Annotated in this window: 23 protein-coding genes and 2 pseudogenes; 12 read left to right on the top strand and 13 right to left on the bottom strand. The window is 68.6% G+C overall.

Annotated features, from left to right (window positions below; all coding sequences use genetic code 11):
- Window positions 1–257 precede the first annotated feature (257 nt).
- Together P3T35_RS40525 and lanKC are read right to left on the bottom strand one after the other, a co-directional pair.
- Window positions 258–1,400, bottom strand: coding sequence for a hypothetical protein (locus tag P3T35_RS40525; RefSeq protein ID WP_348533460.1), 1,143 nt, complete (start codon window positions 1,398–1,400; stop codon window positions 258–260).
- The gene (lanKC, locus tag P3T35_RS40530) at window positions 1,345–2,829 is read right to left on the bottom strand and encodes a class III lanthionine synthetase LanKC (RefSeq protein WP_348533461.1); all 1,485 of its coding nucleotides are present in this window, start codon (window positions 2,827–2,829) and stop codon (window positions 1,345–1,347) included. The genes P3T35_RS40525 and lanKC overlap by 56 nt, the downstream gene beginning before the upstream one ends.
- A gap of 613 nt (window positions 2,830–3,442) precedes the next feature.
- Between lanKC and P3T35_RS38640 the strand changes: the two genes are divergently transcribed.
- Window positions 3,443–4,153, top strand: coding sequence for an ABC transporter ATP-binding protein (locus P3T35_RS38640; protein ID WP_348533462.1), 711 nt, complete (start codon window positions 3,443–3,445; stop codon window positions 4,151–4,153).
- A gap of 5 nt (window positions 4,154–4,158) precedes the next feature.
- A complete protein-coding gene (locus P3T35_RS38645; RefSeq protein WP_101383080.1) occupies window positions 4,159–6,696 on the top strand; it encodes an ABC transporter permease in 2,538 nt (845 codons plus the stop codon).
- Between the two features lie 43 nt (window positions 6,697–6,739).
- Here P3T35_RS38645 and P3T35_RS38650 read toward each other — a convergent pair whose 3' ends face one another.
- From P3T35_RS38650 to P3T35_RS38660, 3 genes are all read right to left on the bottom strand, one after another.
- Window positions 6,740–8,020, bottom strand: a complete 1,281-nt coding sequence (locus P3T35_RS38650) for a histidine kinase (protein WP_101383079.1) — start codon at window positions 8,018–8,020, stop codon at window positions 6,740–6,742.
- 183 nt (window positions 8,021–8,203) lie between these two features.
- Window positions 8,204–8,719, bottom strand: coding sequence for a group II intron maturase-specific domain-containing protein (locus tag P3T35_RS38655; protein ID WP_101383078.1), 516 nt, complete (start codon window positions 8,717–8,719; stop codon window positions 8,204–8,206).
- A gap of 36 nt (window positions 8,720–8,755) precedes the next feature.
- Window positions 8,756–9,010 (bottom strand): hypothetical protein, encoded by a 255-nt coding sequence (locus P3T35_RS38660; protein WP_143676955.1) that lies wholly within the window; start codon window positions 9,008–9,010, stop codon window positions 8,756–8,758.
- Window positions 9,011–9,232: 222 nt separating this feature from the next.
- Here P3T35_RS38660 and P3T35_RS38665 point away from each other — a divergent pair, with 222 nt between their 5' ends.
- Window positions 9,233–10,324 (top strand): integrase core domain-containing protein, encoded by a 1,092-nt coding sequence (locus P3T35_RS38665; RefSeq protein WP_101383076.1) that lies wholly within the window; start codon window positions 9,233–9,235, stop codon window positions 10,322–10,324.
- Window positions 10,325–10,367: 43 nt separating this feature from the next.
- On the top strand, window positions 10,368–11,456 hold the full coding sequence (locus P3T35_RS38670; RefSeq protein ID WP_180356676.1) for a site-specific integrase: 1,089 nt from the start codon (window positions 10,368–10,370) through the stop codon (window positions 11,454–11,456).
- A 50-nt stretch (window positions 11,457–11,506) separates the two neighbouring features.
- Here P3T35_RS38670 and P3T35_RS38675 read toward each other — a convergent pair whose 3' ends face one another.
- Window positions 11,507–12,307, bottom strand: a complete 801-nt coding sequence (locus tag P3T35_RS38675) for a hypothetical protein (RefSeq protein WP_280709608.1) — start codon at window positions 12,305–12,307, stop codon at window positions 11,507–11,509.
- Window positions 12,308–12,329: 22 nt separating this feature from the next.
- On the opposite strand from P3T35_RS38675, the gene P3T35_RS38680 reads away from it, so the two are divergent.
- Window positions 12,330–13,619: a hypothetical protein gene (locus tag P3T35_RS38680; protein ID WP_143676954.1), complete on the top strand. Its 1,290-nt coding sequence runs from the start codon at window positions 12,330–12,332 to the stop codon at window positions 13,617–13,619.
- Window positions 13,620–13,656: 37 nt separating this feature from the next.
- The gene (locus P3T35_RS38685; protein ID WP_180356675.1) at window positions 13,657–13,797 is read left to right on the top strand and encodes a hypothetical protein; all 141 of its coding nucleotides are present in this window, start codon (window positions 13,657–13,659) and stop codon (window positions 13,795–13,797) included.
- A 296-nt stretch (window positions 13,798–14,093) separates the two neighbouring features.
- Here the strand turns inward: P3T35_RS38685 and P3T35_RS38690 are convergent, their stop codons facing one another.
- Window positions 14,094–14,324, bottom strand: coding sequence for a hypothetical protein (locus tag P3T35_RS38690; protein ID WP_101383073.1), 231 nt, complete (start codon window positions 14,322–14,324; stop codon window positions 14,094–14,096).
- Window positions 14,325–14,475: 151 nt separating this feature from the next.
- On the opposite strand from P3T35_RS38690, the gene P3T35_RS38695 reads away from it, so the two are divergent.
- Window positions 14,476–16,113 (top strand): helix-turn-helix domain-containing protein, encoded by a 1,638-nt coding sequence (locus P3T35_RS38695; protein ID WP_280709611.1) that lies wholly within the window; start codon window positions 14,476–14,478, stop codon window positions 16,111–16,113.
- A gap of 21 nt (window positions 16,114–16,134) precedes the next feature.
- Complete coding sequence (locus P3T35_RS38700; protein ID WP_218976719.1) at window positions 16,135–17,013, top strand: hypothetical protein; 879 nt, start codon at window positions 16,135–16,137, stop codon at window positions 17,011–17,013.
- Between the two features lie 141 nt (window positions 17,014–17,154).
- Here the strand turns inward: P3T35_RS38700 and P3T35_RS38705 are convergent, their stop codons facing one another.
- Window positions 17,155–17,595 carry a hypothetical protein gene (locus tag P3T35_RS38705; protein ID WP_143676953.1) on the bottom strand — a complete coding sequence of 147 codons (441 nt, stop codon included), beginning with the start codon at window positions 17,593–17,595 and terminating at the stop codon, window positions 17,155–17,157.
- 49 nt (window positions 17,596–17,644) lie between these two features.
- Window positions 17,645–17,791 (bottom strand): hypothetical protein, encoded by a 147-nt coding sequence (locus tag P3T35_RS38710; protein WP_180356674.1) that lies wholly within the window; start codon window positions 17,789–17,791, stop codon window positions 17,645–17,647.
- 15 nt (window positions 17,792–17,806) lie between these two features.
- Between P3T35_RS38710 and P3T35_RS38715 the strand changes: the two genes are divergently transcribed.
- Entirely contained in the window at window positions 17,807–18,004 is a 198-nt protein-coding gene (locus P3T35_RS38715) for a hypothetical protein (RefSeq protein ID WP_101383071.1), read from the top strand.
- Window positions 18,005–18,090: 86 nt separating this feature from the next.
- Here P3T35_RS38715 and P3T35_RS38720 read toward each other — a convergent pair whose 3' ends face one another.
- Entirely contained in the window at window positions 18,091–19,845 is a 1,755-nt protein-coding gene (locus P3T35_RS38720) for a serine/threonine-protein kinase (protein WP_143676952.1), read from the bottom strand.
- A gap of 530 nt (window positions 19,846–20,375) precedes the next feature.
- On the opposite strand from P3T35_RS38720, the gene P3T35_RS38725 reads away from it, so the two are divergent.
- The 3 genes from P3T35_RS38725 (at window position 20,376) to P3T35_RS38735 (ending at window position 24,362) form a co-directional block, all read left to right on the top strand.
- On the top strand, window positions 20,376–20,765 hold the full coding sequence (locus P3T35_RS38725) for a hypothetical protein (RefSeq protein WP_101383069.1): 390 nt from the start codon (window positions 20,376–20,378) through the stop codon (window positions 20,763–20,765).
- A gap of 699 nt (window positions 20,766–21,464) precedes the next feature.
- Complete coding sequence (locus tag P3T35_RS38730) at window positions 21,465–23,120, top strand: RICIN domain-containing protein (protein ID WP_101383067.1); 1,656 nt, start codon at window positions 21,465–21,467, stop codon at window positions 23,118–23,120.
- A 99-nt stretch (window positions 23,121–23,219) separates the two neighbouring features.
- Window positions 23,220–24,362 (top strand): IS110 family transposase, encoded by a 1,143-nt coding sequence (locus tag P3T35_RS38735; protein ID WP_280709615.1) that lies wholly within the window; start codon window positions 23,220–23,222, stop codon window positions 24,360–24,362.
- A 280-nt stretch (window positions 24,363–24,642) separates the two neighbouring features.
- Here P3T35_RS38735 and P3T35_RS38740 read toward each other — a convergent pair whose 3' ends face one another.
- From P3T35_RS38740 to P3T35_RS38750, 3 genes and pseudogenes are all read right to left on the bottom strand, one after another.
- Window positions 24,643–25,089 (bottom strand): hypothetical protein, encoded by a 447-nt coding sequence (locus P3T35_RS38740; RefSeq protein ID WP_143676951.1) that lies wholly within the window; start codon window positions 25,087–25,089, stop codon window positions 24,643–24,645.
- A 29-nt stretch (window positions 25,090–25,118) separates the two neighbouring features.
- A pseudogene (locus P3T35_RS38745) lies at window positions 25,119–25,580 on the bottom strand (transposase); the annotation flags it as partial.
- Window positions 25,581–26,833, bottom strand: a pseudogene (locus P3T35_RS38750) (ISAzo13 family transposase); the annotation flags it as partial. It lies immediately after the preceding pseudogene.

Here is a 26,833-nt window from a genome sequence, read left to right on the forward strand (position 1 = left end):
AGTTCGAGCAGCTGTTGCTCTGGCCGCTGTCCATCGGGCCCATCTCCTCAGCCTCGGTGGAGAGCTCCATCGTCTGCAGGTCGAGCAGCGCCATGGTCCGTTCCCTTCTCGTGAATTCGGTCTTGCCTTGTGGGCACCCTTCCGGGATCGGAAGGGCGGTCTGTGGGGTCGGCACAAGCGCGCGGTGACACTGCTGGATCCAGGGCGCGTCGCTTTGCCGTGTGGGCCGTTCTGTCGGTCGGCCGTCTGAAACCGGATCAGGCAGAGCCGGCGCGGCTGAGGAATGGCAGGTGGACCGGGTCCTCACCCAGGGCCGTTCCGAGGGCGAGTAGTACCCCCGCGGAACCGGTCGCGACGTCCATCGACAACCGGAGAAGCTGCTCGCCGGGATAGGCGAGGTGACCCTGGTAGGAGAGTGCGTGCCGGGAGAGGGCTGTGATCTGTGCGGCCACGTCGGGGTCGTCCGCCGGTCGCGGATGCGGCGATGTCGAGGCGAGATGCTGCAGAATGCCGGCCCTGCCGTTGAAGAGGCCGGACAGGATGTAGTGCTCGGACTGCGAGGAGATCCGGATGCCGGCGGCGGCAGTACGGAACTGCTCATCCTCGCGGTGCGCCAGGAAGAGGTCCAGGACGATCCCGAGACCCGCGCTGCCGGTCGCGAGGTAGGGCATCGAGCGCCATCCCTCGTTGACGTGCAGGGCACCGTCCCCACGTGTCAGGCATCGGCGCAGGTCCTGCCGCAGCGCAGTGGCGGCCAGATCCAGGAAGGCCTCGTCGCGGGTCCGCTCGTACAGCCGGATGAACATCAGGGCAGGCCCGGTGGAACCGCGCATGAGCCCCGCGTGCGGGTTGCGTCCACCACTGGTCTCGGGCACCTCGTCGACTCCACCGAGCCGCCCCGACACCAGGTCGGCGGCACGGAAGGCAGCATCGCGCAGTGCGGACTCACCGGTGGTGTCGGACAGATGCGCGAAATTGAGCGCGAGGCCGGAGAGACCGCTCAGGAGATCGGTCCCCAGTTTCTCCCAGGCCTCGGCCATGCAGAGTTCGATGACCCTCAACGCCGCGGCACGGTGGCCGAGGTGGTCGAGGACGTGGGCCACGCCGTGCAGGCCGTCGTAGAACCCCAGCCGGGCACGCCTGTCCATCCGCATGGCTCGGTCCAGCAGCCACTGCTCGTGCTGCGGGAAGCGGCCGGCTCCGGTCACGTCCAGTGCGTACAGTACCCCGGCCGCGCCGTGGGCGAAGTTGAGTCCCCCCGTGTTGAACTGCTCGATGTCGCCGGGGAAGAGCCGGTCATCGCGGTCCGGAGTGGCACTGGCCAGGATGGCGCTCGCCAGGGAGTCACGGGTGCGCGCCCAGCCGTCCTGACGCGGCACCGGCAGGGGTAGCGCGGCCAACGTGGAATCCGCCGCGTCGGCGTCCGCATGCAGCGGGCCGAGGATGTCCCGTAACGCGGCATCTAGGAAGCTCGGTGGTACCGGGAACCGCGTGGCGATCTCCGCTGCCAGCTGCCTCGCCTTGCCGAGGTCGTAGCGGAGCAGGGCGGTCAGGGGCATGAACATCGCAAGCCTGATACAGCCCAGGGCGTACCCCGTTCCGGTCACTCGGCGCCGCATAGGCGGGATTGCCGAGTGCGGGCCGGATCTTCGATTCCACTCCAGCCGCGACCTCATAGTCGATCAACGCGACGCGACCGTCCGGACGGACCATGACGTTGAACGGATGCAGGTCACCGAAGACCACTCCGCGCCCGTGCAACGCATCGACCGCCTCTTCGACGGCACGGCAGATCCCGAGGGCCCAGACCGTGTACTCGGCGATTTCCGCCTCGTCCGTCCTTGACTTGTTGTAGGGGTACCGCTGGCCGAAGTGCTTGTTGAGCGGCTGGCCGTCGAGGAACTCCTCGACCAGGAAGTGATGGTCGCCGACGACGAAGTAATCGATCACCTTGGGAACGACACTCAGTCCGGCGAGCCGTTCGAGGACATCGCGTTCACGCTGAAGGCGGGTGACCGCGTCGGCCCCGTCAACGGTCAGACCGGCGTAGGCCCGGGCCTCCTTGAGCACGACCTGCTCACCGGTCCGCTTGTCCTCGCCGACATAGAGACCGCCGCCGTTCGAGAAGTGCAGGACCTTCTGGACCCGATAAGGCAAGTCTTCGAGGGACTCCTTCGCCCGGGCTTCCAGATGGGGAGCCAGGAACTCCGGAAGTGTCACCCACGGCGGGACGTGAAATGTCGGATCGCGCCGGTCGGGCACCAACGTTCCATCAGGCGCCTCGATTGCCTGGACCAGCAGGCCCAAGTCGGACACCATCTGCCGTTCGACGAAGCCGCCGTAGCGCACGTACAGCGGGCCCGCATTCCATCGCAGGTCGCTCAGAATATAGGGCCCGACCTCGCCGCCGATGCGAAGATCAAGCGCCTCCAGCACGGCCTTCAGCTGGGCCTCGTCCCGAGGGTAGATGGTGACGAGCTTGCCGCTGGAGCCACGGTGCGCGTACTTCATGTTCCGGGTGCGCAGGATCTGGCGACCGGACAGGTGCTTGAACGGGATGCACTCCGCGATGCAGCACTCCCAGATCCCGTCGAGGATCCGGTCGGCGTTCTCCGCCTGGCCGGACGCATGGATCTTCCAGCCCTGTTGGGGTAGCTGGCCTCCACCCTCGGGGCGGTACATCACCCAGTCGCCGCGCTGGACCCGGCTCCACCCCTCGGGCAGCGCCCGGCTGGAGAGGGAGAATTCGAGTCCGTCCTCCTTCAATTCGGTGGGCGAGTCGAAGAAGACCCGATCCACCATGCAGTACACGTCATACTTCTGAGACATCGCTACCCCTGCTGAAAATTCTCCGAAATGATCAACATGAACGAGAAGTCAGGAAGCCGAATTTCCGCCGGCCGCAACGGCACGCTTTCCTTCGGCCCGCCTCGGACGCTTGCGTTCGACCATTCGAACGAGAACGATCCTGGCACCCTGAAAGTGCATCTGGCTACGCGATACTCCATGAAGCGGCTCGTGAGATTCGCATGGACTCGGCTGTGGATTTCATCCGTGTCCGGTTCGTCTGCCGCGGTCGGCCGACCGGAGATGAGCGCTTCGCAGCCGGATCGTGCCGGGCCCGCCCTGCTGCAGCGAGCGGCCCCCGGGTTCGGCCTTGTGGCGCCGACCTGGGCAAATGGGCGCAGGGGCATCGCTGATTCGGGCTCCAGCCCATGGAGCCGACGGCCGTCGGTTCCGGGCAGCGACCTCCTCGGCCTCACCGTGGTGACTGTCCGGAATGCGCCGGAAGCTCGGACCGGCGGCGCGGATTTGGCTAGGCTTGCCACAAATGAGGACAGGGCGGCACATCGAGGGGGAGATTCCCGTTTTCTCTCAGACTGCGGATTCCGAAGATCCGGAACACTCCTATTCCACTTCCGAGCTGGACGCGGCGGTCCGGCTGGACGGAGTGAGCAAGGTCTACGGGCAGGGGGCGCGGGCCGTCCATGCCCTGCGTGAGGTGTCCATGGAGTTCCGGCGCGGCGGGTTCACCGCGGTGATGGGGCCGTCCGGGTCCGGCAAGAGCACGTTCCTGCACTGCGCCGCGGGGCTCGACCGCCCCACAGCCGGGCAGGTCCGACTGGCCGGCCGGGATTTGGGGACACTCGGCGAAACCGAGCTGACCCTCCTGCGTCGGCAACGGATCGGCTTCGTCTTCCAGGCCTTCAACCTGCTGCCGTCGCTGACCGTCGAACAGAACATCACCCTGCCGCTACGGTTGGCGCGGAGTCGGGTGGACCGAACCTGGTTGGCGGAGATCCTCGACCGGACCGACCTCGCCGATCGGGTGGGGCAGCGACCCGCCCAACTGTCGGGCGGCCAACAGCAGCGGGTGGCGATCGCCCGAGCCCTGGTCGCGCGGCCCGATGTCGTCTTCGCGGACGAGCCCACGGGTGCGCTGGACAGCACGACCGGAGCCAACGTCCTTCAGCTGTTACGGCACCTGGTCGACGGGCTGGGGCAGACCGTGATCATGGTGACGCACGACCCGGTCGCCGCCTCCTACGCGCACCAGGTGTTCTTCCTGGCAGACGGCAGCTTCGCGGAGACCCTCGTCGACCCGTCACCCGAGCGGGTCGCCGAGCGGATGACCCGTCTGGGAAGGCGCTGATCGAGATGCTCCTCCTGGCTTGGCAGACGGTGCGCACCCGCAAGGCGGGCTTCGCCGGAGCCTTCACCGCGCTGTCGTTCGCCCTCGCTCTCACCCTCGCGTGCGGAGTCCTGCTGGAGTCCGCCCTGCGTGCGGGCACCCCCACGGAACGCTATGCCGGAGCCTCGGTGGTGATCAGTGGATCGACCCGCATCACCGACGTCGATCCGCTGCTCGGGAAACTGGTCGCCCTGCCCGATGCCGGAAGCGTCGTCCCGGAGGTCTCGTTCCCCGCCGCCGTGATCACCGCATCGGGGCAGGTCCTCCCCGGCCCGCACGGCGGCGCCTCACTGGGCCACTCATGGAGCAGCGCCGTGCTCGCGCCCTTCCACCTGCGCTCCGGTCGTCCCCCGTCCGCGCCCGACGAGGTCGTCCTCGATGACGGAACGGCCGCACGCGGCGGGATCAAGGCCGGCAACACCGTACGCCTGGCCACCACCACCGCGCCCCGCGCCTACACGGTGACCGGGCTGGTCTCGCCGCCGAGAAAGCTGGACCGCCAGGCCGCCCTCTTCTTCAGCCCGGACCAGGCAGCCCGGCTCGCGGGCACCACGGCGGACGCGGACGCCATCGGCATCACCGCCCGCGCCGGAGCCGACCCGCGGAAGCTGGCTTCGCAGGCCGCGCAGGTCCTCGCCGCCAGCTATCCGGCCGACAGCACGGACTTCTGGACCGGGCCCCGGGTGCACACCGGTGCTCAACGGGGTGAGGCCGAGTTCGCCGGCACGCCCGGGCCCGGGGACGACTTGGCCTCACTCGCCGGGACCGTCGGATTCCTGTCCCTGTTCGTCGCGATCTTCGTGGTAGCAGGAGCGCTCGCGCTCACCGTTCAGCAACGCCTGCGGGAGATGGCCCTGCTGCGAGCGGTGGGTGCGACCCCGCGGCAGGTACGACGGATGATCTCGTTGGAGACGCTGATCCTCACCCTCGGGGCCGCGCTGGTCGGTTGCCCGGCCGGCATCGGAGTCGCCGCACTGCTCCGCGGCGCACTCGTGGACCGCGGTGTGGTCCGGCCCGACGTGCCGCTCCACGTCGGGCCCACCGCACTGCTGGTCGTCACCGGTGTCGTCATCGTCACCGCACAACTGGCCGTATGGTCCTCCGCCCGCCAAGCCTCCCGGGTCGATCCGACGCAGGCGCTGCGCGAGGCCGCGGCACCTTCGGTCCGGATCGGCTTGCTACGGACCGTACTCGGGGCCGGGACGCTCATCGGGTGCGCCGTGGTGCTGTCGTCCTCGGCGGGCAGCCGCGGCGGGGCCGGGACAGCGGAGAGCATGGTCCTGCTGCTCCTGCTGGGTCTGGCGCTCCTCGGACCGGTGATCGGCCGGGTCGCCGGCGTGGTGGTCGGCGGGCCGGTGGCCCGGCTCTTCCCGGTGACGGGGTTCCTGGCGGCCGCGGCCCTTCGCGCACAACCCCGCCGCTTCGCCGCGGCGGTCACTCCGCTGGCACTGGCCGTGGCCTTCACCGGCGCGATGCTGTTCGTGCCCGCCGTCAAGTCCCAAGCCACCGTGGCCGAGGACGATCGGCGGCTACTGGCCGACCAGGTGGTCCAGGCCGACGGCGCCGGACTGCCCCCGGACTTCGCCGCCGCCGCACGGCAACTGCCGGGTGTCACAGCGGCCAGCAGCGTCGTGTCCACCACCACCATGGTGTGTGCCGGAACGACCGGTACCGCGGGCCTGCGGGGAGTGGAGGCCCAAGTGGTTGACCCCCGGGATCTGCCGGCGTTGCTCGACCCCGGAGTCGCCGCCGGTTCGCTGGCTCAACTGCACGGGGACAGCATCGCCTTGGGACAGCAAACAGCTTCCGCACTCGGCACGGGCGTCGGTAGCAGAATCCGGATCGGATGGCTGGACCGCACCGAGAGCACCGCGACGGTCGTCGCCGTCTACGACCGCGACCTGGGATTCGCCGACGCGCTCCTGCCCACCGAGTTCGCGACCTCCCACCTGCCGAACCTCCTCGCACCGACGGTCCTGGTCCGCTCCGCCCCCGGGGCCGACCCCCGGCAGGTCGGCCGGGAGTTGCGGGGACTCACCTCGGAATACCCCATGGCCCGGGTGATCGACCGGGCCGGTTACGACAACGCGCGCAGGCTCGGGCAGGAGTCGATTACGGCCGTTGGTCAACTACTCCTCGGTCTGGTCAGCCTCTTCACCGCCATCGCCGTCGTCAACACCCTGATGATGGCCACGACCGAGCGACTGCGCGAATTCGCCCTGTTGAGGATGGTGGGCACGACGCGCCGCCAGGTGTTGCGCATGATGGCCTGGGAGGGGGGCATCACGGTCGGGGTGGCACTCGTCCTGGGCACCGCGGTCAGCGCTGCCGTGCTGGTCCCGGTCAGCCTCGCACTCACGGGCTCGGCCCGGCCGTCCGTACCGCCGACCGGGGTGGCCGGGGTGCTGGGCGGTGCGGCCCTGCTCGGGCTGGCCACGGTGTTGCTGACCACCCGGTTGGTTCTGCGGAAGGAACCCGTCGAGGCCATGGGCCTGCGGGAGTGAGTGGTGCCGTGAGCCACCGGCCCCGAGACTGCCCGACGGGCCGTCAGGACAGCGACACCCCCGCGGCGTGCGGGGCCGCGGTGACGGCCGAGAGGCGGAACCAACCCGTTCCGTCCTCTTCCACGGCCAGCCGGCCGTCCACGGCGAGCAACCGCTCGGTGAGGTTCTCGATGCCGCGACCACCGCCCCGCCCCTTGGAGGAACCGTCCCCCAGGACACCGTCGTTGGAGACCACGAGGCTCAGTGTGCCGGCTTCATCCCTACGGGCCCGGATCTCACAGTGCCGTGCCGCACTGTGCCTCAGCACGTTGGTGACGGCCTCCCTGACCACAGTGGCCAGCACCGCGTCGAGTCCGGGCGGCAGGAAACCACACGCCAGGTCGACCTCGACGCTGATCCCGGCTGCCCGTAACGCCGAAGCCGCAGAGTGGGACTGCCGCTCCAGCGACATCTGGACGTCACCGCTGGAGATCCACCGGACGTCGGACATGGCCTGGCGGACCATCACCAGTGTCTCGGAGAGCTCCGCACGCGCACGCTGCGGCTCCTCCAACACCAACCGGTCGGCAAGCTGGCACTTGAGTGCCACCACGGAGAGCCTGTAGCCCAGCAGGTCGTGCAGGTCCCGCGAGAAGCGGAGTCGCTCCTGATCCAGAGCGCGCTCCGCCAGTTCCGTGCGGGCTGCCCGCAGCTCCGCCGCCACATCGGCGAGTCGGGCCACACCAAACACGACGATGCCTCCCACGGCCGCGGAGACGCTCGCACTGAGGCTCTGCCCGAAGGTGGCGCCCAGGCTCGCGCAGAGCGGGCACTGGCCTGCCACCAGCACGGCGAACAGCACCCAGCCCCAGGGCTCCGCGACGATCAGGAGCACCGATCCGGCGAACGAGCCGGGGATGCCGACCCACGTCCCGTCGAAGGCCAGGAACGGCAGATAGGTGACCACTCCGTGGGCCAGGAGGCTCCACCGCCACCACGACCGGTCGAAGCGCCAGGGGCCGGCGTGTCCGAACTGGAAGCCGAGCAGGATCAAGAGAACCAGGACGGCCGACAGTTGGTGAACGAATCCGTCGTGGTTGCGGACCGCGGCTACGGCCGAGGCGACGAAGAACGCCAGGAACACCATGATGACGATGCCCCTGGTGACGGGCAACAGGCGGTCTGCGGCGCGCTCGTTGACTAGGCGTCCGTCCAACCACTCAGAGCAACGAGCAGAGATGTGTCGGCACGCACCGGAACCCAACAGGAGCCCCCTGACAGATGATTTGACATGCCCTTGCCACTCGGCCCGCTTCCCCTGCAGCCCGAGGCCCTCCCCAGTCATGCCATCAAGAGCATAATGCACTGTACGCAATCGAGCGCTAACTCGCTTTCACGAAGCGGTTGAGTCGGCCTGGAGCGCGGTTCCAGTGTTGCCACCGGCCCGTTTCTCCAGGCCGCTCTCCGAACCCGGCGTACCCGTCTCCGAGTACCGGGCTCTCCACAGTTCCTCTCGTCGGACTGGTTGTCAGGCTGTGGGCCAGGGGCTGGGGATCGTGTCGCCCCGGTAGCGGTACCGGGTGATCGCCGGTGTCCGCGCCAGGTTGATCAGTTCGATCCCGCCCGCGGTGATCGGCAACCATGATCCGTGAGGGCCAAGGAGCCGGCTACGGACGTCCTTCCACGACCAGCGGTGCATCGTCTTGAGCCACATGATCACGCGATGCCAGAGGAAGGCCCCGAGCATTCGGAACGTGTGCTTCGCGACGGCATGCCGGAAGTAGTTGGCCCAGCCGCGCACGATCTGGTTGAGCCGGATCAGCACGTCCCTGGGGTCAGCCTGTGACGTCCTGCGGGTCAGGGCACGGATCTTGTCCTTCACCGAGCGGACGGGCCGCGCGGCGACGAACGCGTAGACGTACCACTTGTCGCTTCCCCGCTTGCGGCGCCGCCGGATGCCGAACCGTCGGGTAGCCGGGGCCCATTGCTGGACCCCGGCCCCCTCAGAACCGGGCGTGCCCGCTTTCCAGGCACCACGGCTCAAGCAAGCCCCGAGGACGACGAGGTTTCCGCGTCGGCGTCATGGCTGGTGCACCGTCTTTCCGGCAAGGATCTGCCGTCGGCAGTGCGCGTGGAGGAGTCGGTAAAAGGTCCGGTCCTGGCCGTCGACCAGTTCGACGATGTGCTGTTTGGCCAGCACTCGTCGGACGGTCATGAACCACTGTTCCCACTCGCGTGGGCTGCGCGGCTCGTGCTCGGCGTGCAGCAGGAACTCCCCGCATGCGGAACAGCGCCCGCCTTGGCTTCGCAGAAGCCGGGCGGTGTGCTCGTCCACGGGCGGGGCCTTCTTCTTGCGCCGCCGTTCGGTCCAGTACTCGGTCAGGGCGGGGTCATCCGGAGATGCTCCACCGAGGACCGGGACGTTGTAGGTGCCAAGAACCACGTCCCTGCTGGTCAGTTGACGTATGGGCGCTGTCGCGAGGCCGGCCGGTCGAGTGACAGCGGAGGTCTCGCTCGGTGATTGCCAGCTGGCTCCGGCTGGTTCCAGGATGTTCCGGTGTTGCTGCGACTGCCCTACCTGGCCTTGACAAGTGTGTTCACCTTGATACGGCTCCTGCCGATGAGCGACCGCGACAAGGACGCCGAGATCCTGGCGCTACGCCACCAACTGGCCGTGCTACAGCGGCAGACCGACAAACCGAAGCTCACCTGGCCCGACCGCGCGCTACTCGCCGCACTCCTGCACCACCTCCCCCGAGTGCAGCTTCGTCGACTCCAGCTGATCGTCTCCCCCGACACTCTCCTGCGCTGGCACCGCGACCTGCTGCACCGCCGCCACGCCAAGGCCTCCCGCCCCAAGCGCCCGGGTCGTCCGCGCACCGTGCGCTCCGTCCGCGCCCTGGTGCTCCGGCTCGCCGACGAGAACCGCACCTGGGGCTACCGGCGCATCCACGGCGAACTCGCGACCCTCGGCATCAAGGTCGCCGCCTCCACCGTGTGGAACATCCTCAAGGAACACGGCATCGACCCCGCACCCGAACGCGACCACACCACCTGGGCGACCTTCCTGCGCTCCCAAGCCCACGCCATCCTCGCCGCCGACTTCTTCGAGACCAAGACACTGACCGGAGCGACCGTGACCGTCCTCGCGGTGATCGAGCACGCCACCCGACGCGTGCGGATCCTCGGCGCGACCGCCCACCCCACCGCGGCCTGGCTGACCCAGCTCGCCCGGAACATGGCCATGGACCTTCAGGACACGGGCACCAGGATGAAGTTCCTGATCCGGGACCGGGACATCCGCTACCCGGCCACCTTCGACGCCGTTCTGCAGGCCGAGAGCATCGAGATCGTCCAGACCGGCGTCCGAATGCCACGCATGAACGCGATCACGGAGCGCTGGGTGCGATCCTGCCGAACCGAACTCCTCGACCGCACCCTCATCTGGAACCAGGCCCACCTACTCCACGCGCTACGCGAGTACGAGCAGTTCTACAACACGCACCGGCCCCACCGCAGCCTCGCCGGCGCCGCGCCCCTCCGCCCACTGCCCGAACCCATCACCGAACCCGACCGGCTCACCCACCTCGACGTCCGCCGACACGACCGCCTCGACGGCATCCTGCACGAATACCAACATGCAGCGTGACCAGCACGGACGTGGTTCTTGGCACCTACAGGGTCGGCGTCGTGTGCGTCGTCGTGGCGGCTTCGCCAGCCGTGCCGAGGCGGCCCGGGAGATGAAGGCGATGCTGGACGGTGAGCTGCGCGGGGTCTACGAAGACCGCCGCACCACGGTGGCGAGCTTCCTGCGGGAGTGGCTGGCCTCGGCGAAGGAGCGGTTGGCGCCGAACACCTACGCCGGCTATGCGGACTGCGTGGAACGGGATCTGATCCCCGCCTTCGGCCACCACCGCCTCCCGGACCTGCGGCCCAAGCACGTCGACGCCTGGGTCACCGCCCAGCAGAACACCGGACGGGGCCGCGTGACGATCTACCGGGTCGTCTCGACCCTGCGCAACGCGCTCAACGCCGCTGTCCGCTCCTGGCGGCTGCGGTACAACCCGGCCAAGTACTCCGTCCCACCCAAGCCCCGCGCCGCCGAACGCACCTGCTGGACCCCGGAGGAGGCCGCGGCGTTCCTGCGCCACAACGCCGAGCACTACGCCGACCGGCTCACCGACCTGTTCGAGGTCATGCTCGGCACCGGCATGCGCCGCGGCGAGCTCCTCGCCCTGCACTGGGAGGACATCCACCTGATGGACCGCAAGCTCTACGTCCGCTGGACCCTGGCCGCCGTCAACAACAACGAGAACCTCTTCGGCGAGCCCAAGACCGAGGCCAGCCGCGCCTGGGTCAGCCTCTCCCCCAGAGTCATGACCGCCCTCCACCGCCAAGCCGCCCTCCAAATGGCCGCCCACCCCGACGGCCGCCTCGAAGGCCTCGTCTTCGCCAAGCCCGACGGCCTGCCACTGCGCCCCCAATGGGTCCTCGACCAACTCCGCAAGCGCACCACCGAGGCCGGCCTCCCGACAATCGGCCTTCACGACCTGCGACACACCGCGGCCAGCATCATGATCGCCGAAGGCATCCCCATCGCCGTCGTCTCCAAGACCCTGCGCCACTCCACCCTCGCCATCACCATCAACCTCTACGGCCACCTCCTCAAAGACTCCGCCGACGAAGCCGTCAACGCCCTTGAGGCCGCGCTCAATCGAGCCGACGGACGGTCAACCGGCGAGCCTGGCAATGATCTCAGCGATCTGAATCAGGCGGCATGAGGCGCCTACCAGCTCGTAAGAGCAGCAGCTCCGCCGCCCGGTGCTTGGTTCTAAACCTCCTCGTCCCCCGCTTTCTCGCCCCATGGGACATCGCACAGCCCCGGTGCCGCTTGCTCAAGTGACGCCAGGTCCGAACTGGCTTGGAACCACACCACGACGAGTCGGGAGTAGTGGAGGACGGAGTCCAACTCCGGGTCCACCGGCCCGGACGTGAAGAATCCCGTGCACTGCACACCAGGGAGCGTCTCCATCGGACCGAAGGTGGCCCGTCGGAGCTCGCGCGGCACCCGAGGCGGCTCCACCAGATGCACAGGAATCGACGGGTAGTCCTTCTCTGCCTGCTTGACCGCACCTGCCACGATCGCATCGTTCATCTGCCGGGTCGGGTACCCCATCAGCAGTCCCTCGTAAGTCTCCTCCATGCGAACCCTGGAGAGCTCGAGCAATCGTCCCGAACCGAGGACCACCTGTGCCAACGCCATGACGAGCAACCTACCGGCCCACCCCGCCGCCGGTAAGCCCACCGCTGCGCAGCCGGCCCGCACACCTTCGACGGGATCCGAGACGGCTGTCCAGCAGCCCAAGCCAGTGCCCAGGCTCACCGCCACCGCCGAGTCGGCGGCCTTGCGGCCAGCTGCGAGGGGGCAGAGAGGAAAGTCCTGCGCGACAGCACCCACTGGCCGAGGCCCGTCGAATCCACGTGCCAGATCCGCGGCCACGCCACCGCCGAGTTGCAGGTAGAGTCGATCGATGTCCCCGGGGCATGGACTCGAGCCCATGCCCCGGAGTATCACCCCAACTCCCCTATAGATCATCACAGTTATCGCTTTCGCCGTCGGGTCGTCTGTCACTGCGCGTGCTTACGCTGGTGGTATGGCGAATGGCGTGTTCCATACCGGATACGGCATCACGATCAACCTCACCCTCCCCGACCTCGGTCATCCCGAGCACCCCGGCCTGCTGGACGAGATCCTGCGGCCGATCGGTGAAAGAGACCGAAACCTGCTGGAGTGCCTCGACCACCACGCCGGCAAGGTCTGCCGCTCGGAGAACGCGGACAAGTCCCCCTGGATGTTCATCAGCACGCGGCGCAAACACGGCCGTCTCGTGCTCGTCGCCGCCCACCTGCCGGTCACTCACAAGGCCACCCCCGAGGAAAGCGCGCGCCACCGGGCGATGAAGGAGCGGATCGCCCGCTGTGCCGAGCAACACGGTCTGAATGCTCGGGTTGAGGCTCGCTCATCGGACGGCCGCATCGTCACCGACGTCCTGGTCACCGGGGCCGACGGTCGGCTGATCGGCTGGGAAGCCCAGTACTCGTCCATCACCAGCGAGACCGTCCGGCGCCGATCCCGCAAAGCCGCCGAGCACGGCATCACGCCGCTGTGGGTGACCGACAGCGAGCGGGCCGCACTGATCGACCGGGCGCCTTGGGTGCGTGTGGACGACTACTCCTCACGCGACATCGCCTCCAGCCTGGCCATGTTCGTCCGTGGTGGCATCCGCCACCTACAGGTCTGGAAATGCCTGCCCACCAGCGAACGTCCCTGCCCGACCACCGGTAGCGCCTGCGGCCGCTTCCACTCCGGCTGGTTCCTGCCGGCGCTGTGCCTGCCCAAGAAACCGCCCACAGAAGTGGACCGCCTGGTCGTGGCCAGCGCTGACGGCGAGTTCGTCCCCATACGCACACGCGGCGACACCGACCGGCGCACCGCCGCCCACATGTGGGTTCCCATCGGGGACCGGGACCGGTGGTGGGACATCGTGGGACCCGAGATCACCGCCGACCCGGACGACACCCTCGACTCGCCGGACGAGGAGATCACGTTCACCGGCGAGGACATCGATCCCACCTGCCGCTACGGCGAGGAAACCCTCACTCGCAACGACACCCGCCCTCGCCGGGACCGCCCGGACGCCACCGGCCTGCACACCTTCACCCTCGCTCCACGGTCAGTGTTTACCCTCCCCACCGCCTCCCCCACGCTGAACATCACCGCTGCCCAACGCCGAGCCGCAGCCGTGCAGTTCGGCTGCCCGATATGGGAGATCGGCCCCTGCGGTATATGCGGCGTCCCGATCCACCGCTACGGCAACCGCTCGGCTCACGCATGCGGCCCCTGCCGCACAGCTCTCGCGCACAGCCGCGTGCCGAGACGGTAGCCCGAGCGCAGCGGGCGCGGCCGCACTCTGATCTGGGGTGGGGCAGGAGCGTGTCCAGGAGGCCTCGGATCTCTGCCACAGCGAGGGCAACGGTGGCGGTACCGCCGGGAAGCTGACCCACCAGCCGGTCGTGCTCCTGGACGGGCTCCACCGGTACACCGAGACCGTTGCCGGCTGACTCGCTCCGCACGCACCGTCGTCCCGGGTAGCCCAGCCAGGAGGGCTAGTACGAAAATCCCCGTGCTCCTATGCCGTTTGAGCAGGTCAGGCGGCATAGGAGCACGGGGATTTTCGTACTAGCCGTTCATTGGATAGACCCGCAACACCGGATGAGAAAGGCACCGCTGGCCGACAACTTCAGCATGCGCTGACCAGGGTCAACAACACGGCCGCGATGACCGCGGAGACGATCTTGTGCAGGAGCAGGTCCATGGCGGACTCCCTATTCGGTGCGAGTGGTGTGAGTGAGGGGTGTCAGCGGTGCAGGGCAAGGGAGGCGATCAGGAACAGGAGGAAGACGACGACCGCGGCCGTCAGGCATCCGCCGCAATCGCCCGCGTTCTTCCGGTTGATCTCCACCTGGCCCGCGGGCGGGATGCCCGGGTGTCGTGCGACGTAGTGCTCGACCTGTCGTCGCTCCCCTTCGGACTGGGGCAGCCACGGGGTCTTGAAGCCGCATTCGCCGCACCAGTAGCGGTACGCCATGCCTCCTCCTCAAGTCTTCGCTGACGGATGTTCACAACTGCGATGTTTGGCGTGAGTTGGGCGAAAGCACAGGTCATGAGGGTGGTCATTGATGACCGGTCGGGCGATAGACTCCCTGAACTGGACTGGAGCGAGGAGAGAGGGCGCCGCGGTGGCGGAACGGCTCGGCCCGGTGTTGCGTGGCCTGCGGAACGAAGCCGGGCTGACACAGGAGGAGTTGGCGCACGAGTCGGGGGTGAGCGTCAGCACGATCCGTCGGCTGGAGACCGGTCGGGCGCACGATCACCGCCTCGGGACGGTCAACCTCCTTGCGGACGCCCTGAATGCGAGCCCCGAGGACCGCAAGCGCCTCGCCGCCACGCTCACCGACACTCGCCAACGGGACGCCGAGCCGCACCCGGCACAGTCCCCCACGCCGACCCCCACGCAGCCCCCCGCGCCGGAAGCTGCGCCCGTCGAGCGCGCTGAGCCCGCCCCGGCGCGCACGCCGGTTCCGGCGCCGTCCCCGATCCGTGGGGAACTGGCCGACGCGGCCGAGGACTTGGCGCGCGAGGTACGACGGCGGCTGCAGCGGGAGGAGGAACAGCGGCGCGTCCACGATCCGTTCGCGCTGCCGGTGCGCTGGCTGCCCGCGCCGGAGCGGCTCATGGACCACCGCGCCAACGTCGAACGTCTCGTCTCCGGCGTCGTCCCGGCTGTCACACACACCGACGCGGCGTCGGACGCGTCCCCCGACCTCGGCGGTGATCTGCGCGGCGTCGCGGACTACTACCGGAGCATCCGCTCCGGCCGGTTGGTGATCCTCGGTCGGGCGGGAGCAGGCAAGTCGGTCCTGACCATGCGGCTCGCGCTGGACCTGTTGGAACCGCCGGGCTGCCCCGAGCGGGTGCCCGTGGTCTTCAGCCTCGGCTCGTGGGACCCGACCACGACCGCCCTGCGGGACTGGATGGTCGACCTGCTCCTGCGCGACCATCCGCACCTGGCCGGACGCGTCCGCAGCGGGGTCACGCTGGCCGCCGCGCTGGTGCAGGCGGACGTGATCCTGCCGGTGCTGGACGGCTTCGACGAGATCGCCGAGGGCCTGCGCATCCAGGCGCTCCAGGAACTCAACGCCGAGCTGCTTCCGATGGTCGTGACCAGCAGGCACGCCGAGTTCGCCGAGGCCGCCGAGGCGGCGCGTTCGCCCCTGGTCCTGGCCGCCGCCATCGAGCTCGCGGACCTCACGGTCGACCATGTCGTGGACTACCTCCCGCGGACCGCCCGCCCCGCCGCTGACCGGGCCTCCGGCTCCCCACCGCTGTGGCACGACGTGTCAAAGGAGCTCCGCGCCCTGGAGACGCCCGCCGCGGTCACGCTCGCCGCCGTGCTGAGTACCCCGCTCATGGTCACCCTCGCCCGCACCATGTACAGCGACGGGCCGCAGCGCGACCCGCGCGAACTCCTCGACGCCGAACGCTTCCCGACCGCGCACGCATTGGAGGAGCACCTGCTCGCCGGCTTCGTCCCGGCGCTCTACCGGCCTCGTCCCGCCGAGCGTCGGACCGAGGCAGGGGCGCGCCGCCGGGCGCGCCGCAACTGGGATGCCGAACGCGCCCAGCGCTGGCTCGGTTACCTCGCCCACCACATGGGCTCGGGCGAGCGGGACCAGCAGGACCTCGCCTGGTGGCGGATCGGCGAGACGTTGCCGCTCGTCCTGCGGATCCTCGCGGTGACCTTCGCCTCCGCCGGTTGCGTGGCGCTGCCCGAGTGGCTGTTCGGACTGGCCACCTCGACGAGTGGGATCGGCTAGATCCTCCTCGACGGGGCCCTGATGGGGTCGGTCAACGGCGCGGCCATGGGAGCCCTCTACGCGGTGCTGGTCGCCTTCGGCCGCGAGACCTTCGAGCCGTCGCGCGTGCGGCTGCGGATCCCGCGCCGCCGGGTCGACCTGAGGGGCGGGCCGGTGCGCGTGACCGTCCGTCGTCTCGGCGTGGTGGTGGTCGGCGGTTTCCTGCTGGGTGCCGGACTCGACAGCGCCATCACGCTGGAGCACGACCTGTTCAACCAGGGGCCGTTCAGCCGGGCCGCGGTGGCGGGCACGCCCGTGAACCTGCTGGGGGCGGGGCTGATCTTCGCCGGTGTGGCCACCATGAGCTTCCTAGCCATGGCCGTGCTGGAGACTCCGCTCGACACAGCGGCCGCCGCCACGCCGGGTGGTCTGCTGGCCGCCAACCGTGCCGCGGTGCTTCAGCAGTTCGTCATCCTTGCGCCGTTGATCGCTCTCGGTATCGCCTTCGGCGGCTTCCTGGCCGGTGACCTCCTGCGGCCCTTCTTCGGCCCGATGGAGTGGGCGTTGTCGATCGGCCTCTTCGTCGGCTCCGTCGCCGGGCCGGGCGGCTCGTCCTCGTTCCTGCTGTCGTTCAGCGCCTGGGGGCAGTGGCTGGTCCTCTCCCGCTTCTGGCTCCCGCTGACGGGACGGCTGCCGTGGAACACGATCGCCTTCCTGGACGACGCGTATCGGCGCGGGGTGCTGCGGCAGACAGGCGCGGTGTACCAGTTCCGCCATCTGCGGCTGCAGCACCACCTCAGCCAGGCCTTCCGCGAGCAGGACCGACGCAGGTACGCACCGGCGCACTTCGCGGTCCACGTCGAGCAGCCCCATGACTACAATCCGTTGCCGAGGACGCCTCCGAGTCGCCAACTACCTTGAGCAGAACTCGCCAACTGGCATGAGCAACTCCGGGATAGCCAGTGCTTTCCAGGTGATCACTTGCCAACAAACGCGAGCAGTCACACATCAGTAGCTGTGATTCAGCACGCTATTAGCGGACAAGCTTGGGCTGGCACGATTTCACGACGTCACCCACTTCACCTCTGCGGTTTCGATGAACGTTGGCGGCCCCACGAGGTAGGCCAATGCATACGAGGTCGTGATCTGCTTGGTCTCGAAGCTCGGCTCGCCCTTCATCAGCTTGGGCATGAGGGCGTCCAGAACGCGCCCAACCTTGTCGCCGCTCCAGGCCATGCCGTCCGAGTACCGCAAGGGGCTAGTGATCACGAGTGCCGGCGCCGCATCTATCCAGGCGTACCCGCACCAGATCTGCCGCGGAGGCACAGGGTATCTCTGCGTATAGGAGATCTGCCGATTATTGATCTGCCCCAGGAAGATACCGAACGGGTGACGATCACCTGCCAGCTTCGCCACGGGGCATCCATAGATAAGATCCGAAGCCGCAGCGATACCGCCGGTACGTAACTGAGTTGTATGGCCGCGGAAGATCGTGTAGTCCACAATTTGCAGCCTACGGCGGTGCGTCAAGGCGAGTCCAGGGCCTGGCCGACTACGCCACCCAGGCCCGATCGAGGAACTCGACCTCGACGCGAGGCTGCCCGAGGCACCACAGCTCCGCTTCGTCCAGGACCAGGAGACCGAGCGGCCGGGCGAGGCGGAGCCGTTCCGGCGCCGGCACCTGGTCTACGTCGCCCACCTCCCTGACCACCTGGTGGAGACCGTCGCCCAAGCCGAGCAGGACGACCCGGGCCAGGCGCCGGTGGTGTGGCTGCTGGTGGCCGACGCGGCCGGCCTCCACCTGTACCCGGACCTTGGTGCCGTGCTCGGTCAGGCTGTCTGGCCCGACACCGCCGCGGGTGCCCCGGTGCTGCTCTCGGCGACGGCCGGCGCGTCCTACCAGTGGCGCTGACCTGCCGAACGCCCGGCGCAGCGAGGAACGTTGCACGTGGCCTGACGACCGGTCGGCTCTGTGCTGGTGGCTTCCGTCCTTCTGGATCAGTACGGTGTGTCGAAGCAGCCGGTCTGGGTCCAGGCCGAGGCTCCGTACTGATTGGCCGCTCGCATCGTTAGGCAGATGTGGTCTCCGGAGTACGGGCCGTTGATCACATAGCTGGTACCCGTTGCCGAGTAGATGGTGTCCACCTTCGACGTCTGGTTGTCGTACCGGATGTCGTAGCGGGTCGCGCCGGACAGGCCGGTCCAGCTCAGGGTCAGCGGCATCGAGCACGCGCCGACGCAGTACTCGTTGAACTTGTAGTTGAACTGGGTCATGTCAGGCGGCGGGGAGCCCTGCGGCGGGGCCGGGGTCGGGGGCGGGGCGTTGCCTCCTGACGTACCGCCGCTGGTGCCGCCGGAGTTGCCTGCGCTCGTGCCCCCGCCGCTGGTGCCGCCCGAGTTCCCGCCCGTCCCGGGAGCGGATCCTCCGCCGGGGCCCCCGCCGCTGGTGCCGCCGGAGTTGCCTGCGCTCGTGCCACTACCACTGGTGCCGCCCGATTTCCCGCCGGTCCCGGGAGCGGATCCTGCGCCGGAGCCCCCGCCGCTGGTGCCCCTGGACGGACTGGCTGCGGCCCCGCTTGGCGTCTGCGCAAGCGAGGGTGCGCTACCCGACGGTGCGGCCGACGGCGGCGGTGGCGAGGAGGCCGGCGCGGCCGAGGACGGCGAACCGCTCGCACCCGAGGAACCCGCGGTGGGAGTCGCCGGCGCGGAGGGGCCCGGGTGGCTGGCGCTCGGCGATCCCAGGCCCTGGGTACTCGCCGGCGTCCGCCCGTCCAGACCCAGCACGGCGGCGACCACCACACTGATCACCACCGCGGCCGCCGCAGCGATCACCCACGGTCGCCGCCGCCCGGCCCGCCGGCCGCTCCGCGGCCCCTGTGCCAGCACCGGCATGGTGGGCGGATGGGCGGCGTACTCGCGCAGACTGGTTACGCCGCTGACGTCGAGCGTCGCCTCGCCCAGGTTCAGCGCCCGGGCCAGGCCCGTGGTGGTCAGCCGCTGCTCGGGGTCCTTGACCAGGCAGCTCCTGACCACCTCGACGAGTTCGGCCGGCACGGCGTCGAGGTTCGGCTCCTCGTAGACGATCCGGAAGCCGAAGCCGAAGGAGTCGGTCTGCCCGAACGGGTGCTGACCGGTGGCCGCGAACGCCAGCACCAGCCCCAGCGCGAACACGTCCGCCGCCGGGCCGACCCGGCCCTTGCCCTGCAGCTGCTCCGGTGCCATGAACTGCGGGGTGCCCAGCAGCACCCCGGTCTGGGTCAGGGTGGTCACCGCCGCACCACGCGCGACCCCGAAGTCGATCAGCCGGGGACCGTCCGGGCCCAGCAGGATGTTTCCGGGCTTGACGTCCCGGTGCACCAGCCCCGCCTCGTGGATCGCGGCCAGTGCCTCGGCCAACCGCATCCCCAGCGCCCGCACCGGCACGATCCCGAGCGGACCATGCTCGGCGATCACCGCGTGCAGCGAGGGACCGGGCACGTACTCGGTCGCCAACCAGGGCTGCTCCGCATCGACGTCGTGGTCCACCACGGCGGCCACGTACGGCCCCGACACCGCTCGGGTGGCGACCACCTCGCGGCGGAAACGGGCGAGGAAGTCGGCGTCGTGCGCCAGCTCCTCGTTGATCACCTTGACCGCGACCGCGACCCCGTCGCGCTGCCCCAGGTAAACCTTGCCCATCCCGCCCGAACCCAGCACCGCCACCAGCTCGTACGGACCGACCCGCAGGGGATCTCCCTCCTGAAGCGCCTTCACTGCCCCACCCCCGTCGGACTCGCCCCGGACCCCGAACACCGGTCGCCCAGCACAATCAGCATGTTTCTCTCAGAACCACCAACACTGCGGCGCGAGGCGGCGCAAGCTCCCGTAGCCCCGACCCAACCCCCGGTTCTGGCCCGCTCCCTGACGGAGCGCCAAGCCGGGGCGCCGGCCATTCCTGACCAGTCGCGCTCCGTACAGGTCACAGGCTGCCATGAGTCTCCCTGTTCGCCGTTCGTGGCCATGTCCCCGCGTGCGTTTCAGCGCCAGTGCCATCGGAGACAGCACTGATGGTGACACCTGTGCAGGTCACCGGACAGGCCAGCGGACCGGCCATATATGACCGGCCATCAGAAACAACCGGGGGAGCCCGGGCCGAAGCAGCTCAGTAGCAGTAGGCGATCCTCGCCGTCAGGCGGGGATTCTGGGCAGACAGCACAATCACGGGCAGCCCCGCCCAGCATTACGCCGACTCGCTCGTCCACGTCCCCGACTCCCGCCGATCGGCCTTCCGGGCGATCATCTACGTGTCTGTTGACCACACCGTCGTGCGGATCCGGCCCGACGAGTACCAGCGTGTCTGGCGTCATGACGAGGAGCACCGCGTCCGCGTCATCCCAGTGGGGCCGATGCTCACCCTGCCGGACATCGCAGCCCGCTTCCCCATCCTGCCGCTGCGTCTCGGTGCGACCCGTAAGCGGCCGACCGGCGGTCACCACGACTACGTCGTCTTCCGCCGCCCAGGCACCTCACAGGTCGAGATCGACGCGACCCCCGCACCAGCCCCCGCTGCGACGGCAAGTAAGCCAAGGAATAAGGCACAGCCCAAGCCGCCCCCGCAGGTGGAGGACGACTGGTTCGACGACGCCCTCACAACCGCGTACAACTCCTTGCTCAGCATGCCGGACGGCGACTGAGAACGACCGCCTCGGAGCGGCGGTGCTCTCGCTGGTCTGCGCCCGGACGATCCGTCGTGGGAGGAGCGGGTGCTGCGCACCAAGCACTACCCAGTGAAGGACCGCGCCGCGTGAGTGCCGGCCGCCGCGCGGCTGTCGCGACCCCCTGTCGCGTTGGGGCTGTCGTGCCCTGTGACCTGGGCGGACGGGCGCTTACCCCCGTACGAGGTCGGGGCGCGACAGCCGGGCGCGACAGCGGCCCCGGGTGTGGCCACCGACCAGGTGCGGACCGGTCGGCGGCGTGCCGGACTCCTGCTGCCCCGGAGTGATCACGGGTCAGAGGTATCGGCGGGAGCGGTGGCCGCACCGGACCGGCGCGGTCCACCAGTTCCGGCGCATCCGGCTGCAGCACCGCCTCGCCGGCCGCTCCCCCGGCGGCGGCGCAGCCGGAGCCGACCGGCTGGCCGAGGGCTCGCACCGGCCAAACGAGTGCGACCTGGCGGCATAAGTCCAGGTCAAGCGGCGGCCGCCCGGCCGTGGTGACGCCCGGCCATATCTGGCCGGTCGTCATGACCTGTTCAGCGAACCACCAGTCCCCGAGCCTCGGAGGCGGATCGGTTCCCTCCCCGGCAGCTCCTGACATTGAAGGGCGCGGGCAACGCCTTCTGCGCGCTGTGAGAGCGCGACAGGAGATTCACAAGAACGACACAGAAAGCGATCATGAGAAGCCACATCAAAAAAGTCGCGAAACTGCTCACCGCGCCGGCTGTCGTCCTGGGCCTGCTCGTGCCTGCCCTCGCCACGACCCCCGCAGCCGCCGCGACGGACTCCTACACCTTCACCAACACCAACGGGACGCTGAACGCGACCGGCAACGACGACGGAAACCAGATTTCCGTCACCCCCCAAGGCACCAACTACACCGGCTTCCGCCTGATCAAGCTGGGCGACCCGGGCCAATTCGAGATCGCCAACACGTCCTCGGGGAAGTGTATTTACGCCTCCTCGTTCGCCACACAGAAGTCATGCGGTCAGGACGGCGAGCAGTGGCACTTCCGTCCGGTCGACGGAAAGCCCAACAGCTTCGGCCTCGTGCGCCGCGACACCAACACCGGTGCCGAGTACTGCCTGGACAACGCCGGTGGGCTGCACCTGTGGGGGATCCTCGCCAACCCCAACCCCTGCAACGGCAGCCCGAGCCAGGAATGGACCATCCCAGCGTCGAAGGCGGCTGAGGCCCGAAGCCTGGCGCTCGACTACTACGCCGACCTGTGCTCCAAGCAGACGTCGACCTGTTCATGGACCGAAACCTCCGAAGGCCAGCCCCAAGCGCTGCCCCGCGTGCAAGCGTCCTCGGTCTGGTACAACGACACTTCCGACAAGATCACCCAGGTCTTCACCACCATCTACCATTCCGGGTGGTCGCAGTCGTTGTCGTCGGGCCTGTCCACGTCGGTCGGCGTCTCGGTCCCCGTGCAGGCGATGATCTCCGCCCAGCTGACGGCGACGACCACCTACCAGTCGGACTCGACCACCATCAACGGTGTCGTCGTCACCGTCCCCGCCAAGAACTACGGATGGGTCGACTTCGCGGCTGTCGGCAAGCAGGTCACCGGCACGTGGACGTTCGACACCGACCACCAGCCGTGGACCACTGACGCCACAGTGACCGTGCCGGTGGTCAACTCCCCGGCGGGCTCCACAATGTACGTCGCGCACACCAGCTCGGACATGCCCACCAGCAGCACCAGCCCGGCGCAGAAGCCCGCCGTGCAGACCTTCGCCGCCACCCCCACCAGCGCGAAGCTTGACCTTCCGGCCGGAACCCACCTCGCTCCCACCGCGACCGGCGCGGAAATCGCCGACGCCCAGGACAAGCCCATCATGCAGATGCAGCCGGGCAGCGTGACCGACACGGAGGGCGTCAAGCACGCCTTCAAGCTGGCGGTCAACGGCAACACCCTCACCCAGACCCTCGAAGGCGTCACAGGCACGACGATCGAGGGAACCGAGAATCCGTCCTCGGTCACGTTCGGCCCGGGAACCTTCCCTGGAAGCACGCCGCTGAAAGATTCCGCCGGCAAGACGACGAGCCTGAAGGTGCAGCCCCTGCGGATGTCGCCCACGGACAACATCGATGATGCCTGTGCCAGGTCCCAGGGCCACACTTGCTCGGACGCGGAGAAGAAGGCGTACGAGGACAAGCTCAAGAAGGACGCGGACTGGAACAAGTGCGTGGACCAGTGGGCCGTCGGTACCGCCGTCATCGGAGCCTTCGGGGGCGCCCTCGAGGGTGGAGTCGCCGGAATACTCCCGGGCGGCCTCTTTGGATGGGCCGGCGGAGCCTCCGCGGGGATGGTCGTGTGTAGCTTCTGACCCGCACCACTTGTACCGACTGGGTCCCCCTGTCTATTGACCGGGCAGGGGGACGCTGCGTTTTCTGCGGGCCGACGGCCCGGAGATCCTGCTGACCAAATGTCGTGCCCTGGGGTGTGGGGATGCTGTTGGCACCGTGGTGGCCGGTCTTGTCGTTCCCGGTCGCTGGGGGTGACCCTGGTCGGCATGGAGGCCACCGGCGTGTACTGGAAGCCGGTGTTCTATGTGCTCGAGGACGCGATGGAATGCTGGCTCCTGAACGTCCGTCACATGAAGACCGTGCCGGGGCGCAAGACCGACGTCGCGGACTCCGAATGGATCGCCAAGCTGCTGGAGCACGGCCTGGTCCGACCTTCGTTCGTGCCGCCGCAGCCGATCCGCGAGCTGAGGGACACCACCTGCTACCGCACCGAGATCGTCCGCGAGCGCACCCGCGAGATCCAGCGCCTGGAGGAGCTGCTGGAGGACGCCGGAATCAAGCTGTCCTCGGTGGTGTCCGACATCGTCGGCAAGTCCGGCAGGGCCATGCTGGAAGCCCTCATCGCCGGCGAGCGTGACCCACTGGTGCTCGCGGGGCTGGCGTTGCGGCGCATGCGCGGCAAGCGCGAGATCCTCGCTCAGGCGCTGACCGGACGCTTCACCGACCACCACGCGTTCTTGGTCCGCGCGATGCTGGACCGCATCGACGCCTGCACCGCGATGGAGACCCGGCTCAGCGAGCGCATCGACGCCCAGGTGCGGCCCTTTCGCCGCCGCATCGAGCTGCTGACCACCATCCCCGGCATGAACACCCGCGCGGCCGAGGTGGTCCTGGCGGAGATCGGTGCGGACATCACCCGGTTCCCCACCGCCGCCGATCTGGCCTCCTGGGCCGGGGTCCGCCCGGGCAACCACGAGTCCGCCGGTAAGCGCAGCACCGGCAGGACCCGCCACGGCGACCCGTGGCTCAAGGGCATCCTCGGCCAGGTCGCCTCCTCGGCCTCCCGTTCCAAAGAGGCTTACCTGAACGCTCGTTACCGGCGCATCGCCTCACGCCGTGGCAAGAAGAGAGCCCTGGTCGCCCTCGAACACACCATCCTGATCGCCGTCTGGCACATGTTCACCCACGACATCGAGTACCACGACCTCGGCGGGGATTACTTCCTGGAACGCACCGGCAAGGCCAGACAGACCCGACGATTGATGGGTCAGCTGACCCAACTCGGCTACCAGGTAACCCTGCAGCCCGCCTATGCCGCCTGACCTGCTCAAACGGCATAGGAGCACGGGGATTTTCGTACTAGCCAGATCACTTACACGCCCGAACAGGGCGGATGACGATTTCGGCAAGGGCAAGGCGGGGTTGCCACTGCGGTGACGTTCGTGACACCAGCACACCACATGGTGGATGCTCGGGTCGGCTCCGCTGCTGTCGTGCCGGCCCTTGGACGATTCACGACGGTGCGGCGTCGATCGCCCGCATTGCGCCGCTGATGAGGCCATCGGCCTCTGACTGCTCACCACTGCTACGACCGAGTCGTCGTCAGCCCTGGTTGAGGCCCGGGTACCCGCCGGCGCGCAAGAGCGTGTCGATTCGTGTCCTGGTCGCGGTGAGGTCTTTTCCTGCTTGGATCAGCTCGCGTAGTCCTTGACCGAACAATGTGGGGTTCTTCTGTTTCAGTCCCTGTAGGCAGTCCAGGCCTCCCTTCTGGGCGTCGATCCCGAACTGTGCGAACGACGGGCCGGCCTGGGTGTCGGGAACGCGAAAGTACTTGCCGTTTGCCCAGGACGCCAGCATGCCCAACTGGTAGCACGGGGTGATGAGTGGGTCCATGTCGGACCACCCTGTCTTCTTGGCTGCGAGGTCGGCCTTGAGCTGGCTGGTCAACTGGTTGGAGTAGGTCGTGGCGTGGTCCAGGACCCAAAGCCCACCAAGGCGGTCCCAGGCGTTGACCTGGGCGGCCAGGAGCTGGGGGTGGCCGTGTCCCATAAAGTGGTGTAGTGGTCGTGTGCCAACGGTCATGAAGTAGGCGGGAGTTCGTTGCGGCCGGGCTCGTTGGGGTAGATCTTCTCCATGCTGGCCTCGGGTAGGTAGCGGCGGGGGAAGGCGATCCATTCGTCGTGCATCTCGAAGAGCACGGCGGTGACCAGTCGTAGGAGTGCGTCGTCGTTGGGGAAGACCTGGACGACGTCGGTGCGGCGTTTGATCTCGCGGTTGATCCGTTCCAGCGGGTTCGTGGACTGGATCTTCTTCCAATGTCGTTCGGGGAAGGCGGCGAAGGCGGTCAGATCGTCCTTGGCCTCCAGGAGCATCTGACTGACCTTGGGGAACTGCTTGCCGAGCATGTCGGCGACGGTGTCCAGCTGGGATCGGACCGCGGCTTCGACGGGCTGGGCGAAGATCGTGCGGATGGTCGCGGCGACCATCTCGCCGGCGTCCTTCGGGATGACCGCGAAGGTGTTGCGCAGGAAGTGGAGCCGTCAAGAAACAACATGGTGGTCTTCGGGGTCCTGTGTGCGTGCCGTGGCCAGCAGGTCGGCTGTGGTGGCGTGTTGGTGCTCTGCGGGGGCAATGGCGAGGCCGTGGGCGTCGAGGATGGGGAGGACGTCGTTGAGCGCGTTCCATAGGGTGCTGCGGCAGACGCCGAACTGTTCGGCGAGGACGTCGAGGCTGCAGATGCGGCGCCGGTAGAGGATCGTGGCGAGGATGCGGTCGCCGTCGGTGATCTTCTGGCGGAACACGCCGCCTCGGGTTCCGGGGCGGCGATCACCGCCACGCTGTCGGTGGCGGCGCTTCTCGATCGCGGCAGCGTAGGGCACGATCAGTTCTTCGAGCAGGGTCTGCAGGGCCTGGCGGCTCAGACCGGTCAGCGCCGGGGAGGTGAGCGCGTGGCGGGTCAGCGCCACCGCCAAGTGCTGGTCCGGGGTGGCTTCGGCGATGAAGGCCCGCAGGTCTTGGGCGCGGGTGAAGTACCGTGCCACGGTCGGCGTGATGCTGATCTTGTGCTCGTCCAGCAGTTGGCGGGTGGCCTTGATGGCCTGGCCGATGGTGACGGGGTTGATCCCGAGAAGGTCGCACAGCACCTTCTGTGGGCAGACCTGCCGCAGATAGACCACGGTGACCAGGAATTCGTCGGCGCTCGAGAGTAGAGATCGGTTGCGGCCGGTGGTGGCGACGCGTCGGCCGCCGCGGAGGACGTAGCGGCGTTGTTCGGCCCGAGCTGCCTGCTCGGGTGCCAACTGGGCGATCAGGGCGTCGAGTTCTGCCGCCGCCATGCCGGTCAGGCGAGGGTCGGCCAGCGTCCGCAGGGCCAGAGTGCGGGCGGCAGTGCGTTCGCCGGCGCCCTGCGGGGTCGGGGTGGTGGTGTCGCTGCCGGTCGGGGCGATGCTGTAGTTCCAGGCCGCGTGCTGGTCGTGGGCGGTGATCGGCAGGGCCTGCAGCTGTTCGCGGCTGACCTGGATGCCGGTCGGGTAGGAACCGTGGTCGAGGACGGCCTCGATCCGCAGCCCTGCCGTTGTGGTGGTCGCCGCGATGGTGTTGAGGACGACCTCGTGGCTGGTCAGGGGCCTCCCGCGCCAGTTCATGGTGACGTGGGAGAAGAGTTGGTGCTCGATTTTGTTCCACTTCGACGTGCCCGGCCAATGCCGTTGCTTGAATTCGAGAACAACTGCCGCGGAACGGGTGACGGTGTCGGGGCGGGGTCGTTGGTCCAGTTGTGCATCCGTGGAGTGGC

The sequence above is a fragment of the Kitasatospora sp. GP30 genome (assembly GCF_029892145.1).
Classification (GTDB): Bacteria; Actinomycetota; Actinomycetes; order Streptomycetales; family Streptomycetaceae; genus Kitasatospora; species Kitasatospora acidiphila.

Excerpts from the sequence above, each read along its gene's own strand:
- lanKC (WP_348533461.1), bottom strand. The coding sequence starts at position 2,829 with ATGTCTCAGAAGTATGACGTGTACTGCATGGTGGATCGGGTCTTCTTC.
- P3T35_RS38645 (WP_101383080.1), top strand. The coding sequence starts at position 4,159 with ATGCTCCTCCTGGCTTGGCAGACGGTGCGCACCCGCAAGGCGGGCTTC.
- P3T35_RS38650 (WP_101383079.1), bottom strand. The coding sequence starts at position 8,020 with ATGACTGGGGAGGGCCTCGGGCTGCAGGGGAAGCGGGCCGAGTGGCAA.
- P3T35_RS38680 (WP_143676954.1), top strand. The coding sequence starts at position 12,330 with ATGGCGAATGGCGTGTTCCATACCGGATACGGCATCACGATCAACCTC.
- P3T35_RS38690 (WP_101383073.1), bottom strand. The coding sequence starts at position 14,324 with ATGGCGTACCGCTACTGGTGCGGCGAATGCGGCTTCAAGACCCCGTGG.
- P3T35_RS38700 (WP_218976719.1), top strand. The coding sequence starts at position 16,135 with ATGGGGTCGGTCAACGGCGCGGCCATGGGAGCCCTCTACGCGGTGCTG.
- P3T35_RS38730 (WP_101383067.1), top strand. The coding sequence starts at position 21,465 with ATGAGAAGCCACATCAAAAAAGTCGCGAAACTGCTCACCGCGCCGGCT.
- P3T35_RS38735 (WP_280709615.1), top strand. The coding sequence starts at position 23,220 with ATGTCGTGCCCTGGGGTGTGGGGATGCTGTTGGCACCGTGGTGGCCGG.
- P3T35_RS38740 (WP_143676951.1), bottom strand. The coding sequence starts at position 25,089 with ATGGGACACGGCCACCCCCAGCTCCTGGCCGCCCAGGTCAACGCCTGG.